The organism is Pseudomonas sp. TJI-51 (genome assembly GCF_000190455.2).
Taxonomy (GTDB): Bacteria; Pseudomonadota; Gammaproteobacteria; order Pseudomonadales; family Pseudomonadaceae; genus Aquipseudomonas; species Aquipseudomonas juntendi.
In genome coordinates this window covers 42,074-54,884 of the sequence record NZ_AEWE02000072.1, presented here as the reverse complement: position 1 = coordinate 54,884, position 12,811 = coordinate 42,074, and the positions used below count along the sequence as shown (strand labels likewise).

The window sequence follows — 12,811 nt, the reverse complement described above, 5'->3', positions numbered from 1 at the left end:
CTTATTTGATTTTTCTTTGCGGCTTGTGCCACCACGCAACGCCGTACCGAACCGGCCCGGCGATCCAACTGCGCAGGGCGCGTAAAGCCACCACCATTGAAATTCCAAGCCACTCCAGCACCCCGAAAAGCACAAACACTGCGAGCGCTGCGCCCATCGTCCACGGCCGAATGTGCATAAGAGCCAAAGCAAACGGGAACGCCGCCCGTGCATCGAAAATGAAGAACCGCACCGTGAGGGCGGTATTACGCCATTCGTTTTTTCTAGGCATGAGCCACCTCCAGCACACCGAACGGCGCCTGCGAGGTCGCCTCGGCCGCCTCGCCCTCCGCCCGGAACAGATCCACCTGCGTTTGATCGATGCGTCCTTCCGCGTGCAGACGTTCCGCGTCCTGCAACATCGACTGGCCGAACTGGGCCAGCAGCTGGCCGGCGCGATACGGCAGAAGCGAGATGTTGGTTGCGGCCGTTTTGAGCAGCTCGTTGCGGATGTAGCTGTTGAACACCAGGTGTTCCCGCACAGCGCAACGACGACCATCTGTGGAGCGCACCAAGCGCTGGCAGACGATGATTTCGATGTTCCCGATCACAGCCCCCATGATCGAGTAGAGCTCCTCGACCGGGCAGGCCTGGATCAACCGCAGGAAAGTGGTCTGTACGCTGTTGCTATGAAGAGTGCTGAGGACGAGGTGACCCGTTTGCGCTGCGAGCACCGCCGCCTTGATGGTTTCGGCGTCCCGCGACTCACCTACCAGGATTACGTCTGGATCGCGACGCAGTGCGTTAACGACTCCCAGAGCGAACGAAGCGACGTCGGCCGGCACGTCAGACTGGTCGATCTCACAGGACGTGGTTGCCAGGGAGTCCAAGCGGTACTCGATCGGCGCCTCAAACGAGACAATGTGCGTGTCGGACTCGGGATCCTCGGCGATCTTGCGAATCCACGAGGCGAGCGTCGTCGTCTTGCCGGCGCCGGTTTCCCCCGTGATGAAGACAAGACCCTGCAGTGGGAACAGAGCCCGCCAGAGATCCGCGTGGTACTCCTCCTCTCGCGCTGCAGGCGGAACTTCTTTCAGCTCCCGCATGATCACGGAGATGCCGAAAGCACCATCAATGCGAACGCCGGTGGCACACCAGCGGAAACGGTAGTCTTTCTCGCGGTTGACCTTCACTGAGAAGGCCTGGTCCAACGGCGTACCCTTGCGAAGTTCAACCTCGGCGTTAGCCCCGTACATCAGCACCACCAGACGAACCACCTCAGCATGCTGCAGCGGCCTGGTAGTGAGGCGAACCAGTCGCCCATGCACCCGGGCAACCACCGGGCGGGAAGTCTTGAAGTAGACATCAGACGCTTCCATGTCCATTGCATGGATGAGCACCTGGTCGAAATCGGCATCGTTGAAGCGAGCCGCCTCCCCTTTCATGAGATAGCCGGTCAGCCGATCACGAGCAACGGTCACGGAGCTCATCTCGGCACCGCCACCGGCTTCCAGATCGCCGGATTGGTTTGCAGCTGCGGCTTCGCCGTAATACGAAGAACTCGATCATTGATATTGATTTCGTTCCCATTTCCGGTAACGCCCATCTTCGACTCGGCAACATAGGGCTTGCTAATCATGCCCTTGGCAAGAAGGCTCTTATAAAGAACCATACCTTTGTAATCTCGTTCCAAGCGAGCCAACGACTGACCGAATATTTCATCAGCTTGTTTGAAACCGATATCCCAGCCTTGGGAGACATATTTCTCCCATACTTTCTTTTCGGCGTCATTTTTCGGCAACAGGCTCGTGGCCGGGACTTCTACTTGATATTGGAAGTCGTGCAGCAAGTAATCGCGCCAGTTAGTCGGCGCAGTAACAAATCTTGCTTGGCTCTCAATGCGGTAAGTAGCGTCAGCGACGCGGATAGTTTCGGTGTCAGGCAAGTTCAAACTTACTTGACCGTAGGACAGAACCGGGGGCATTACATTTCGCTCAAGAACTAGCGCGGCAAAATTAAAAATGCCGTCGAGAAGCGACTCGTTGGCACTCAGCATTTTGCCAATCTCATAGGATCGACGAGCCAAACCGCTTCGAACGCCATATCCCAAAGCCGCTTCTTTCAACGAGCTGAGACGGATAGCCGGAATGTCGCTTTCAATACTCGATTCATGAGCTGCATTGGTGCTTCCAGTGAGGACGCCCGACAAGTCCGGCGGCGGAGCATCCTGTCCGGCGAATGCGCCAGACGCGGCCAACAGGCAAGCAGCCAAAAGACCACACTTAAACGGCGCCATCGGTGTACCTCACTTCCACAACACGAAGCGAAGGATTCACTACGATGTCCGCACGCACACCGGCCTGGATGCCGACGTTACGCAGATGGTCAGAAATGCTCGCGGGGGACTCGCCGATCTGCACAAGGATCGGAACAGCCGGCGGTTTACCCATGAACTTCACTTCGTAGCCGGAGAACGATGCGAGCTTGCTCACCGCCTGTTCGAGAGAGCCGTGCCAGGGCATGGTCACGACCTGCTCCATGCCGCGGATCTGAGCATAGATCCGCGGCTGCGAAGGCCGGTTCTTCATCTTCTCGTACTGCTCAGCTTCAGCAAGCTGCGTGAGCGACTGCTGGATGTTCTTCGCTGTTTCCTGGAGCTTCTGGTAAGCGGGGTCGTCGCTGTAGCTCTTGTCGCCACCACGGCCAGTCCCAGCGCACCCGGACAACAACGTAGCGACAAGCAGAGAGCCAGCAATCACTCGGTTCTTCATCGTATCTGCTCGGTTGGTTGATGGATAAAGCGCTCCTTACAGGAAAACAACGCTTTAGCGCACGACTATACATCAACGAAAGTCGAACGATAAGACAATGATAGTCAGAAGTGACCCACCACTCAACACCAACCCACACCCATATAGGTCTTAGGTGACCTAAAATCCCTTCTGCCCGCCAAATAGGTCACCTGTGACCATCCCTATAGCCAGTGCGAGATGCCGCAGATACAGGGCTTTCGGGAGCCAATACCCCCTTTAGGTCACATGTGACACTCGGCAGCAGCACCGCCCTACTCCGCCGACAAATACCCAGACACGCCGACTCTTTTTAGGTCACAGCTGGCAGATCACTCGCAGCGGGTGATGCGCTCGCCGATGGATCGATGACGAACTCAGCAACGTCCGTTTCCGAATAGGTCAACACGGGTATCGAACGAAGATTTCTGGCGACAATAGTCTGCATCTGATACGTTACTTGGAGACGTTTACGGTTCCGAGTAACGGGGGTAGCCAAATAAAACTTATGATTCCGAGTAGACTTCCGGAAACGAATGAGCAGTACGTCATCAAGGCTCTCTCTGTCTGCTCCCAAGCTGCCCAGGCATACGGCATCGACTCCCCCCATTCGGTACCGCCACTCACGGTGATCGAGCACCTCATCACCCGTAAGCCCTCGATCGCCCGTAACACCTGGAAGCAGTACAAGAACGCCCTTCGGCATCTGTTCACTGAGCGTATGGCGGCGACTGAGGAGAAAGTCGTCCAGGAAGAGCTCCAGGCCGCTCTCCAGATGCTGGATACGACCTCATCAGAGGGCACCCTTCGAAAAGGGACTCAGACATCCTCCAAGAAGCAGAAGGGCTTTAAGCGAGCCGACTACCAACGTTTGCTTTCGTACCTGGAGATGCACCAGGGCAAACACCGCTATGCGCGCCCATTGAAGACCTGGTTGAAAGCGACCTACTTGGTCGGTCTGCGGCCGGGAGAATGGAAGTCAGCCGGCGTGACTGAGATCCACGGCCGCCCCGTACTTAATGTCGAGAACGCGAAGGCCACGAACGGCCGCGGCAATGGAACGTTCCGCTCCCTGGATCTGGGGGATCTGACAGCTGACGAGCTGGAGGACATCCACGAGATGATTGCGATGCTGGAAGGCTACGCCGGCGAGCTCCCGTTCGACACCCTGCAGGAGAGGATGGGCGACTACATGAAGTACGCCACCAGGCATTGCTTTGGGAAGCGAATGAAGTATCCGACGCTGTACTCAATGCGGCATCAGTTCTCGGCGAACGCAAAGCTGGCCGGCAACAGCAAGGCCGAGGTGGCCGCGCTGATGGGGCATGGAAGTGACGAGACCGCAGGAGAGCATTACGCGAGAAAGGTTTCAGGTGATGCCGCCGGAAAGGTGAAGCCGTTAGCCTCTGATGTCCAAAAAGTGCGATTGAAGTCGAAGACGTTCAAACCGAGGTCCAAAGTTGCTTTAGGCGGCGAATAATGATCGGCAAAAAAAAGGGATCTTTATGCTCCCTTTTTTGTTTGTATCGCTATGACAACTACGACTGCAGCCAGGATTCCACTACGTCGGCGCCGAATTGAGTTTTCCACTCTTTCAGAATCTTGTGATTACCACCCTTCGTTTCAACAACCTCGTTCGTGTTTGGGTTGAGATAGCGTTTTAACTGCCGCTCACGGCGCCCAGAATTCGGTTGAGTCTTCGAACTGCGGTTTTGTGCTTGCGGATCAAGTAAATTGATGACATCACGGAGAGATTTATTGTATTCAGACATCAAAGCACGCAGTTTGGTATCGAATTCGAGCTCTGCTTTCATCTGCCCATTCTGCTGCAAGCTAGCTAAACGAGCCTGGAGATCTTTGATGGCCTGCTCGGTAATACGGTACTCGTTAATCAGAGACATAGCATGGCTCGCTTATTCTGGAGGTCTGATAGTAAAAGAATTTGTGTTCGAATTCAAAACAGGTGCACTTTCCGTGCGATCTCCTTATACGGCCGCGCAGAGAGCATTTTTGCTATTTTGGGGGTCTGGACGTGGGCATCACGCTCGCAATAAAGGCTGCGCCTTTAAGCGCGTCGGCCCAGATGCGGATAGTTTCTACGGCTTGAGGCTGTGTAAGAGTCTCGGCGCGATACGTAGCCAGGCTCGCCTGCAACTCGTCCAGACGCTGGGCGGGCGTCCGCTCCAGATCCCAGCTTAAATAGTCACGGAAGGCAGATCGCAAATCCGCGACGAGGCTCGAAACCTCATTTCGACGCCATTGCGCAACGGTGTAATGTGAAGAACGCGGCGGTTCCTCCTGCATCACCTTACGCAGCCGGGAGTGGTCCTGCAGGTAGACCGCGTGCCCCAGAACAACCCGGGCAACCAGGTAAAGCTCAAGGATCTGCAACTGCTCGTTCACGGTATCCGCTGGCATGGCAAAGTTCGTCTTGACCAGTTGCTCGGCCTGTCGCTCCCACAGCTCGCGCTTTTTGGCTATAGCCTTCTCGTCGCGAGCCTTGCGCTCCTTTGCGTGCTGCACGTTGTATTTGACCGAATCCAGAAGCGCTGCAGCGTTGGTCAAAAGCTCCCGTTGCTCGGGGGAAAGTTTCTCGCCCAGGCGCCCAAGTAGCGAGCCGTACTGAGTCAGAGCACGGACTTCGCGGGCAGCGGCAGTAAGGCCGGTCTGAACCTTTCGCATGTCCTGGGCGCTGTAGTAGGTTCCAAGCTCCAAGACTAGATCAGCCGTGATGCCTGACGCCTGTGTCAGGCCGTTGCGTTTGCTGGTTGCCATAGGAACTCCCCTGAACAGCTCAGTCGTCGGCCTGTTCATTGGCCAAAATTGCGTTCAACACGGTTTCGTCATCGTCGAAGCAGCCGTCTTCAGCCAGGCCCAGATTCTCGTCGAGGATAACGCAGACGGCCAGAGCGGCTTGCGCTGGATCAGCGCTGTACTCACGAATGACGCGCTCGATTTGTTTACGGAGAAGGTGCGCGGGCTCGACCTGGCCTACTCCACGCTCAGAGGCTGGATCAGCTAGGCCCACGGGGGTAGGCGCTTCTGCCTGCGGGTCGGCGCCGATGATGGCGCCAGTGATGGTTCGAAACTTCAATTCCATGCTTGGTTCACCTACTCGGTTCAGTTGGAACGGCTATTTTCTTATGGTCGGAAGACTTTCATATTTCCGGTAATAATCACCGGTTCACCTTCTGAGTAAATGCGCTTAAAACGTTCATACAGGGCTGGATCGTAGCTCGATGGCGTGGTCACAACACCATGCCCTGCGTTGAAAACGCCCAGGCATTGCTCTTGCTCGGTTGTCGAATCGGGGATCGCCTGCGGTTTTTCAGTCATGGTCTTGCTTTCCTATTTGGACTCGTAAATTGTGCGCACTCGCTCTACGACCGGGTCGTCCAGTAGAACACGCCCATGGATGAACAAACTCACCGCACCCCAGCGATCGCCATGCTGACTGTTCAGGGAAGTCGCAAGATTGGCTGCAGCAGCCTCGTAGAACGAGCAAGGCGCTGCAAGAGGCGTCTCCCCCAGCTCGTGGATCATGAGGGCTCTGAACAGCGCAAGTTCCACCCCATGAGACTTGGCAGATGTCACCGCACAATCGGGTAGTGACTTACTTTCGGCAAAGGCCGGGCCAGTCTCCGTCAGAGCCCCAAGCAGAGCGAGTGAGAAAACTATGTTCTTCATCATGTGTGTCTCTTACGACGCCAGAGCCATGCAATGATCGAGGCTAACGCAACCACTCTTCCCTTCCAGCCAAATGACTGCCGAGTGGCCACCAAGCACTTGCGCCTCGGTGGTGGACTTGCCCCGATGCGTCTCCCCTTCACCGCGGATGTCCTCGTAGGCGATTAGCGTGCCGAGCCCGTGCAGTTTGTTCCAAGCGTCGCACTGGGACTGCAGTTGCGCTGGGGTTTTTCTTTTGTTTGCCATCTGAGTATTTTCCTCGCGATCTCAAACAGTGGCCTGGCAAAGCCAGGCCACTAGCAGAATCAGTTGTTTGCAGAAGCATCAAGAATCAGCTTATGGCTGCAATTGGTCGGATTACCGTCGACCAGAGTGCACCCTCCGAAACCGAACTCCAGGGGCTGTCCCTTTTTGATTTCGAACGACTGACTGAACTCGTTTCGGCTCATCTTCGGCAAATCAATCGCCAGATTAGTACCAGCCAGGGGCGCCTTGTCGAACCCCTCCAGCACAGCCAGCGAGCCTTTTACGGCGACGATCACGTTTTCACCAACAACAGCTGTCGGAGTCATCGACATATCGAGGCCCGTAACAAGCTTGCCCGGAATCAGCGTCGTTTTTTTGCCGTCGCTTACAGCTTTTTCGATATAGCTGTGGAGGACCTGGTCTTTAACGGGAAGGGTATTCCCCAGAAGAGTCGGTGCGGCAAACGAAGCGACAACCTCGTCCCCTTTGAACACCTTACCGCTCAGAAAGATGTTCGACCCGGATTCCGCCAGAGCCGAAGTGGCCAGCATGGGAAACATTACAGCAACAATCAGGAAGCGCTTCATCGCTTGTTATCCTTGGGTTGGTTTTTCAGTTTTCACGGTGAAAACAGCGAGCACCTAAGCTTGCTGTCGTTCCTCTTCAGGCGCGTCGGAGTCCTCAGTCGCCAGATCTTTTTCAGCCCTGTCGAGGGTACGCAGCAGCTCATCGAGCAGCAGCCGAGTCTCGACAGCCAGGGAGGTATAGCCAGGATCCTGGCGAACGGTCTTAGCAGCCTGGTAGAGCGAGTCAGAGTGCTTCTTCACCACTCGCTTGATTGCTGCGCCAGGCGCGTGCTTCGCAGTCGCTTTGTTCCGGCCCTGGGCCTGTGCTGCAGCAAGCATCTGCTCAAGAACCTCGACGGCCTTGTCGCCATGCGTCTTCAGCAGCTTGACCGCTTCAGTGGCCGAGATCCGGTCGTCGATAACGGCATCACGAATAGATTTCGGTCCCCCTACGAGCATCAGCAGGCCATCGACATAGGCAGTACCGAGGCCCATCCGATCGGCGACGACTTCGAGCTCTAGGCCGTAGCGAATCAGGCGTTTGCAAACCAGGCCCGTTTCGTAAGGCGTCAGGGGCAAACCGGTGTTGCTGCGGTACAGCTTTACGGTCAGGTCCTCCAGGGAGACGCCGCGCTNNGCTCTTCCGGTACCGCAGGAATCGTTTCGATCTCGGCGCCTTCTTGAATAGCCAGAAGCACGGCCTTGGTCCGGCAGTGGCCATCGGAGACGTACTTGACCTCCTGATCACCTTCGCGAGCGATGTACACCGCGATGGGTTTGTCCATGTAGTAGCCTTCGGACTTCATCGAGTCCGCCAGTGCCCGGATATGCGCTTCCAGACCAGGGCGCGGAGTGCGCGCATTAAAGCCCGACATGAACTTCAGTTCGCGGGGATCCACCTGCCAGAGATCACGGCTTTTCGATCCCGACATAGCCTTCTTCGTGCTGCCCTGAACCAGGTCGCGTTCGAAGCTATCGAGCGGCATCTCAACTTGTTTTGCCATCACTGTCCCCTACCCTGCGTATCCGTTGTCTGGTTTGTTGCTATCGAATCGCGACTATCAGAGCTCAATCTGCTCTTCGCGTGCGCCAGGATCGTTTCGGGGCAATCACGCCACCGTTTGCTTTCCCGACTCGCCAGGTACGCCTTCCAGGTGCTCACCGCGATCGGCTTGGCCTGTCCAACATTCACCAGCTCCAACGCTTCCAGCTGAGTCATCCCGGCCTTTTCAATCAGCCTTCGGAGCAACGCCCCGTTGGTTTCCTCGGCAGTCATGCCATTCTCTCCACGGTGCACTTGTGCACCTATACTACACAGCAAATCGAAAAGATCAACAAACAAAAGTCAATTGTGACCTATTCCCTACCCTGCCCTTCTCAGCGCACATTTTTTAGGTCACATGAGCCCTATAGGTTTAGGCTAAAACTCGATTAGGTCACCTTTGACCGTCTATCGATTCGGGGTTTAACGCCTTTTTTTAGCCTAAAACCCCGAGGATTTCGCATCAGGTATTGCAAATCCTCGGGGTTAGCCCTACTTTTTAGGCACACAAACCCCGAGAAGGATTCGCTTCAATGGAAAACAATGAGTTCGGCATCGACCAGTACCCCTTCACCGACTTTCAGCAATTGTTCTATTCGAGCAAGTACGCGGCAGAGTGCATCCAGGTAAGCCAGGACATGCTTGCCCTGATCGAGAAGCAGCACAATCTCAACATCCGCCGCATTCCCCGCGGCACTGTCGAAGCACGTGGCTATACCCTCGACGATATCTTTCGCATCGCGTCGATCAGACGTGAGAGTGGCGTAATCAAGCCATTCCCTCGACCTATCACACTCTCGGTATACGTGCAGAAAGGTGGCACGGCGAAGACGACCACCGCCTGCAACCTGGCGATACAGTTCAGCTTGATGGGGCTGCGCACTCTGGTGATCGACAACGATCCACAGGCCGATGTCACGAGCATGTTGGGTTACGATCCCGACCTCACTGCAGCCGAGCTGGAGGACGTCGGTGTACCAGGGGCCCGAGCTGTAGACGGGCACATCGGGAATCTTATGCGTGTCGGCAGCACCTACACCCCCTTGTCGCTGGAAGAGGTTATCAAGAAGCCGTTTGGCGAATTCGGGCCGCATCTCATTCCGGCCGAAGTCACGCTCGACGAGATGGATATCGTGCTGCGGAACGCAAACGGCAGCGACTTCCGCTACTCGATCTTCATCGAGCAAGCACGCAACGGGAAGCTGCCGCACTGCGATCTTTCTAGCTACGACGTGATCATCATGGACAATGCACCGTCCGGCACAATGCTTTCTCGCAACTCGATGGTCGCTGCAGATTTCCTGGTCTGCCCCATCCGGATGGATAAGTTCTCGTTCAGAGCCCTGTCGCGCCTTGCATTCCGGCTGAGCGAGTTCGCCAAGGACTTCCAGCGGTCGCCTGAGATCATTGCGATCCCGACTATGTACATTCGCAACCGCCCGCGGATCCAGGCCAACCTGGAGCGCCTGACTACCCTCTTCCCGGGCAAAGTGACGCAGAGCCCGCTTTATCACAACGAGGACTATTCGAAGAGTCTTGAGGAAGGCATCCCTGTTTCGCTGTGGCGTCAGGCCAGCGACAATTCCGTCGGCGCTTTCCGCACCGTGTTCTCTGAGGTAGTGTCCCGTATCCGTGACGTCCTGGAGGCTTCGAAATGAAATCTACGCGCCCACTCGGGACTAGCCAACCAACCCATATTCAAGGAGTCCCCGTCGCCGAGGCGCCTGCAGCTAATCTCGGCAGGTCGATGAGCGACATACTGGCGGAGCGAGGGCTGCTCGACGACTCTCAGGCCCAGACTTCCGGTGTCCCTGCTGAAACTTTTCACGGTGAAAAGTCGACGAATTTTCACGGTGAAAAATCTGTAGGACCTGCAGCGCCTCTCGAAGGTCAGTATCTGCCAGCCAAGGAAGGTGTCACGCTTCTCGATACCGACATGGTTGATCCAAGCCCGTATCAGCCACGGAAGATCTTCAACGAAGTTGCACTCCAGCTTCTGGCTGACGCGATCCAGGCCAACGGCGGTCTCAACAATCCTATCGTCGTCCGCCCCAAAGCCAATGGTCGCTTCGAGCTTGTTGGTGGTGAGCGCCGCTGGCGGGCGCATGACATCCTGCAATGGACCAAGATTGAGGCCTATGTCCGGGATCTGTCTGACGAAGATGCAGCTGTCCTGGCCGTCACAGATAACGAATCCCAGGAGCCACTGACGGACTTCGAACGTGCGTTGAGCTACAAGAAGCTACTAGACAGCAAGGCCGTAAAGAACCAGATGACGCTTTCCCGCCGTGTTGGTCGAAGCATGGCCACCATCAGTCGCTGCCTGGCCTACTTCAAGCTGCCGCAAGAGACTCTCACACTGCTTGAAGACGATCCGGCATTCATCGGCACTAAGCATGTGGCCGATCTGGCGGCATTGGCAGACGAAGGGCACAAGGACCTGGTTGTCCAAGCTACGCAACTCGTCTTCGATGGAAAGCTCTCCCAGGAAGCCGCAGTTGCTTGGATCAAGAGCTCGGTGAGGAAGAGCAGTGATTTGCCGCCGGCGCCTCCGGTGCCCGTTAAGCTCTTCGCGAAAGGTCGCGAGTTGGCCGACCTGAAGGTTCGAGGGCAGAAGATCACGCTCGACTGCCCCAAAGGCGTCAATCCGGAGGAGGTTCTGGAGCTCATCAAGAAACACTTCGATCCACCATCTGAGGCTTGAGATTTTCCCAACCAAGGGCGCGATGAGCGCCCTTTTTTTTGCCCCATATTCTTTCACCTTACCTACATGACACCAGCTGATGCGAGTGATGTGGCAGCCCTTTTCACGGTGAAAAGGGCTGTTCATGCTGCCAGAAGGGCCAACAAGACCACATTCGCATGCAACCCCCATATCCTTTCACCTATCCGGTGCCAAGCATATGCCTATGTTTTTTTCACCGTGAAAACCGATACGGTTGTTGCTTGTAGATCATCCATGCAGCATCTCCGCCTGAACGTGGTCGAGGGAGTGCATCGTAGAACAGGAGGTCGGAAAGGAGAGGGTGGGGGAGGGGAGATTGGGAAGGGTATGCGTAAAGAGAAGGGGGCCGAAGCCCCCTTTCCTTTACGCACCAAGCGATTTTCTGTAGAGCTCAAGCGCTTCTTCGTAAGGAGGCAGCAGTTTTTCAGCGACGAACATGTAGAAGTTGTTGACGACCATGGCACTACCTTCACCTTTGGCGAGGAATTCGGCCCATTTCTTCAACATGAGGCGCTGCCCAACCAGGGTTGCTGCAAACTGATCATTGAGGGAATTGCGCACCTCACTGTCCATACCAGCAAGGAGCAGTTCAACCTCCGACCGGCGCTGAGCGTTGAACTCGCGGCGGACAGCATCGTCATCCTGCAGAAGGCTCTGTTGACCAGCCTGAGCGGCTTTGGGACTAGCCTGAGCCCCGCCTTGCAGAAGCTTGTCGAGCCCAGTCTTGGCCAGCTTCACATCTCCATCGCGCAGAACACGGAGGAAGTAGGGGGCAATGCCTTTCGCGCCGGCCTTGATCTTTCCTTCTGTGTACTTCTCCTGGACGTATTCCATAACGATGGAGATACGATCCTCAGAGTGGAGGGCCAGCGCTTCCTTCGCCTGAGTTTCCGTCAGGCAGAAATCGTCCTGCAACTTCCGCAGCAGCTCGTGGTTGAAGCTGGATGGAGAGTCGATCGCTAACGCGCCCTGGACGTTCTCCTGGATGCGAAACTTGACACCGACGACCTTGCGCTTCTCACGCTGCAGCTCGACCTCAAGACAGATGTCCGATATTGAGTTGATCTCTTTGATCGCAGGCTGGATGACAGCCCGGTTGAGGATCTTGAACTCATCATAGCTGGCAGTGTTGTTCACACCGAGCAGCTCACGGAAGAGGGGGAGAGGGAGGATTGGTGTTTGATTGATTGCTCTGTAGCGAGCGCAATTCTCGTACAAAGCAAGGGCATGCCCTGAGCTGAAGCGCGAGATGATCAGCAGGTCAATTCGAGCATAGAACTCCGGATTGTAGAGCTTTGTCCGCAGCTGCGGACTGTAGGCATAGCTGCAGATCCCGTCTTTGATCGAGGCGCTAGCAAGCGCCGTGGTCACACCCCAGTCGCTCTTGCCCTGGTGATCGATGATGTCCCATTTGATCTTGGTGGTGACCATGTCCTCAAGGGCGTCCTTGAGGTATTTGACGTTTTTACTGTCAAACCCAGCGAGATCCATAAGGTCGCGAACAGGGATGGTGTGCAGCTGCAGGTTCACGTCTGGGAAGTCATCGTAGGCATTGTGCAGCAGGACGTTCCAAGCCTTCCGCTGAAGGCACGAAATGTCGTTCTTGATGTGAATCGCCCCAGCGTGCTTCCGAACGCTTGGCGCCAGGACGTTTTGCCCCGGTGTTGCTGCCGGCATGCCCATGCTTCCCCCCTGCAAGCCTCCAAAACTGCATAGATACTATGACGAAAGTCAAAAATGATCAAGAAACGAACAAAACAGACAGACAGACAACCTC

17 protein-coding genes are annotated in these 12,811 nt (G+C 55.9%); 3 read left to right on the top strand and 14 right to left on the bottom strand.

The window, feature by feature from the left end; genetic code table 11:
• Window position 1: 1 nt before the first annotated feature.
• From icmT to G1E_RS16470, 4 genes are read right to left on the bottom strand one after another with little or no spacing between them, the layout of a single operon-like run.
• The gene (icmT, locus tag G1E_RS16485; RefSeq protein WP_009684370.1) at window positions 2-271 is read right to left on the bottom strand and encodes an IcmT/TraK family protein; all 270 of its coding nucleotides are present in this window, start codon (window positions 269-271) and stop codon (window positions 2-4) included.
• Window positions 264-1,469, bottom strand: coding sequence for a type IV pilus twitching motility protein PilT (locus G1E_RS16480; protein ID WP_009684369.1), 1,206 nt, complete (start codon window positions 1,467-1,469; stop codon window positions 264-266). Before G1E_RS16480 ends, icmT begins: the two co-directional genes overlap by 8 nt.
• The gene (locus G1E_RS16475) at window positions 1,466-2,275 is read right to left on the bottom strand and encodes a type IV secretory system conjugative DNA transfer family protein (RefSeq protein ID WP_023118096.1); all 810 of its coding nucleotides are present in this window, start codon (window positions 2,273-2,275) and stop codon (window positions 1,466-1,468) included. Before G1E_RS16475 ends, G1E_RS16480 begins: the two co-directional genes overlap by 4 nt.
• Window positions 2,262-2,750: a DotD/TraH family lipoprotein gene (locus G1E_RS16470; RefSeq protein WP_009684367.1), complete on the bottom strand. Its 489-nt coding sequence runs from the start codon at window positions 2,748-2,750 to the stop codon at window positions 2,262-2,264. The genes G1E_RS16475 and G1E_RS16470 overlap by 14 nt, the downstream gene beginning before the upstream one ends.
• A 526-nt stretch (window positions 2,751-3,276) precedes the next feature.
• On the opposite strand from G1E_RS16470, the gene G1E_RS16465 reads away from it, so the two are divergent.
• The gene (locus G1E_RS16465) at window positions 3,277-4,248 is read left to right on the top strand and encodes a site-specific integrase (RefSeq protein WP_009684366.1); all 972 of its coding nucleotides are present in this window, start codon (window positions 3,277-3,279) and stop codon (window positions 4,246-4,248) included.
• A 58-nt stretch (window positions 4,249-4,306) separates the two neighbouring features.
• Here G1E_RS16465 and G1E_RS16460 read toward each other — a convergent pair whose 3' ends face one another.
• The 9 genes from G1E_RS16460 to G1E_RS16420 all read right to left on the bottom strand — a co-directional run bounded on the left by G1E_RS16460 (window position 4,307) and on the right by G1E_RS16420 (window position 8,543).
• Window positions 4,307-4,669, bottom strand: a complete 363-nt coding sequence (locus G1E_RS16460; protein WP_009684365.1) for a histone-like nucleoid-structuring protein, MvaT/MvaU family — start codon at window positions 4,667-4,669, stop codon at window positions 4,307-4,309.
• 112 nt (window positions 4,670-4,781) lie between these two features.
• Window positions 4,782-5,543 carry a hypothetical protein gene (locus G1E_RS16455; RefSeq protein WP_009684364.1) on the bottom strand — a complete coding sequence of 254 codons (762 nt, stop codon included), beginning with the start codon at window positions 5,541-5,543 and terminating at the stop codon, window positions 4,782-4,784.
• 19 nt (window positions 5,544-5,562) lie between these two features.
• On the bottom strand, window positions 5,563-5,868 hold the full coding sequence (locus G1E_RS16450) for a hypothetical protein (protein ID WP_009684363.1): 306 nt from the start codon (window positions 5,866-5,868) through the stop codon (window positions 5,563-5,565).
• Window positions 5,869-5,909: 41 nt separating this feature from the next.
• Entirely contained in the window at window positions 5,910-6,104 is a 195-nt protein-coding gene (locus tag G1E_RS28380) for a hypothetical protein (RefSeq protein ID WP_131201116.1), read from the bottom strand.
• A 12-nt stretch (window positions 6,105-6,116) separates the two neighbouring features.
• Window positions 6,117-6,458 (bottom strand): hypothetical protein, encoded by a 342-nt coding sequence (locus G1E_RS28975; protein WP_009684362.1) that lies wholly within the window; start codon window positions 6,456-6,458, stop codon window positions 6,117-6,119.
• A 9-nt stretch (window positions 6,459-6,467) separates the two neighbouring features.
• Window positions 6,468-6,701, bottom strand: coding sequence for a hypothetical protein (locus G1E_RS28745; protein WP_009684361.1), 234 nt, complete (start codon window positions 6,699-6,701; stop codon window positions 6,468-6,470).
• A gap of 59 nt (window positions 6,702-6,760) precedes the next feature.
• Complete coding sequence (locus G1E_RS16435) at window positions 6,761-7,288, bottom strand: hypothetical protein (RefSeq protein ID WP_009684360.1); 528 nt, start codon at window positions 7,286-7,288, stop codon at window positions 6,761-6,763.
• A 54-nt stretch (window positions 7,289-7,342) separates the two neighbouring features.
• A complete protein-coding gene (locus G1E_RS16430; RefSeq protein ID WP_047149944.1) occupies window positions 7,343-7,846 on the bottom strand; it encodes a hypothetical protein in 504 nt (167 codons plus the stop codon).
• 424 nt (window positions 7,847-8,270) lie between these two features.
• Entirely contained in the window at window positions 8,271-8,543 is a 273-nt protein-coding gene (locus G1E_RS16420; RefSeq protein WP_009684357.1) for a hypothetical protein, read from the bottom strand.
• A gap of 299 nt (window positions 8,544-8,842) precedes the next feature.
• On the opposite strand from G1E_RS16420, the gene G1E_RS16415 reads away from it, so the two are divergent.
• The gene (locus G1E_RS16415; RefSeq protein ID WP_009684356.1) at window positions 8,843-9,967 is read left to right on the top strand and encodes an AAA family ATPase; all 1,125 of its coding nucleotides are present in this window, start codon (window positions 8,843-8,845) and stop codon (window positions 9,965-9,967) included.
• Window positions 9,968-10,056: 89 nt separating this feature from the next.
• Entirely contained in the window at window positions 10,057-11,013 is a 957-nt protein-coding gene (locus G1E_RS16410) for a ParB/RepB/Spo0J family partition protein (RefSeq protein WP_015026520.1), read from the top strand.
• A 384-nt stretch (window positions 11,014-11,397) separates the two neighbouring features.
• Here G1E_RS16410 and G1E_RS16405 read toward each other — a convergent pair whose 3' ends face one another.
• On the bottom strand, window positions 11,398-12,717 hold the full coding sequence (locus tag G1E_RS16405) for a replication initiation protein (RefSeq protein WP_009684354.1): 1,320 nt from the start codon (window positions 12,715-12,717) through the stop codon (window positions 11,398-11,400).
• Window positions 12,718-12,811: the final 94 nt, after the last annotated feature.

Bases quoted from the DNA above. Each gene is read 5' to 3' on its own strand.
- G1E_RS16415 (WP_009684356.1), top strand. From the start codon at position 8,843: ATGGAAAACAATGAGTTCGGCATCGACCAGTACCCCTTCACCGACTTT.
- G1E_RS16465 (WP_009684366.1), top strand. From the start codon at position 3,277: ATGATTCCGAGTAGACTTCCGGAAACGAATGAGCAGTACGTCATCAAG.
- G1E_RS16460 (WP_009684365.1), bottom strand. From the start codon at position 4,669: ATGTCTCTGATTAACGAGTACCGTATTACCGAGCAGGCCATCAAAGAT.
- icmT (WP_009684370.1), bottom strand. From the start codon at position 271: ATGCCTAGAAAAAACGAATGGCGTAATACCGCCCTCACGGTGCGGTTC.
- G1E_RS16475 (WP_023118096.1), bottom strand. From the start codon at position 2,275: ATGGCGCCGTTTAAGTGTGGTCTTTTGGCTGCTTGCCTGTTGGCCGCG.
- G1E_RS16480 (WP_009684369.1), bottom strand. From the start codon at position 1,469: ATGAGCTCCGTGACCGTTGCTCGTGATCGGCTGACCGGCTATCTCATG.
- G1E_RS16450 (WP_009684363.1), bottom strand. From the start codon at position 5,868: ATGGAATTGAAGTTTCGAACCATCACTGGCGCCATCATCGGCGCCGAC.
- G1E_RS28380 (WP_131201116.1), bottom strand. From the start codon at position 6,104: ATGACTGAAAAACCGCAGGCGATCCCCGATTCGACAACCGAGCAAGAG.
- G1E_RS16455 (WP_009684364.1), bottom strand. From the start codon at position 5,543: ATGGCAACCAGCAAACGCAACGGCCTGACACAGGCGTCAGGCATCACG.
- G1E_RS28975 (WP_009684362.1), bottom strand. From the start codon at position 6,458: ATGATGAAGAACATAGTTTTCTCACTCGCTCTGCTTGGGGCTCTGACG.
- G1E_RS16410 (WP_015026520.1), top strand. From the start codon at position 10,057: ATGAGCGACATACTGGCGGAGCGAGGGCTGCTCGACGACTCTCAGGCC.
- G1E_RS16420 (WP_009684357.1), bottom strand. From the start codon at position 8,543: ATGACTGCCGAGGAAACCAACGGGGCGTTGCTCCGAAGGCTGATTGAA.
- G1E_RS16470 (WP_009684367.1), bottom strand. From the start codon at position 2,750: ATGAAGAACCGAGTGATTGCTGGCTCTCTGCTTGTCGCTACGTTGTTG.
- G1E_RS16435 (WP_009684360.1), bottom strand. From the start codon at position 7,288: ATGAAGCGCTTCCTGATTGTTGCTGTAATGTTTCCCATGCTGGCCACT.
- G1E_RS16405 (WP_009684354.1), bottom strand. From the start codon at position 12,717: ATGGGCATGCCGGCAGCAACACCGGGGCAAAACGTCCTGGCGCCAAGC.
- G1E_RS28745 (WP_009684361.1), bottom strand. From the start codon at position 6,701: ATGGCAAACAAAAGAAAAACCCCAGCGCAACTGCAGTCCCAGTGCGAC.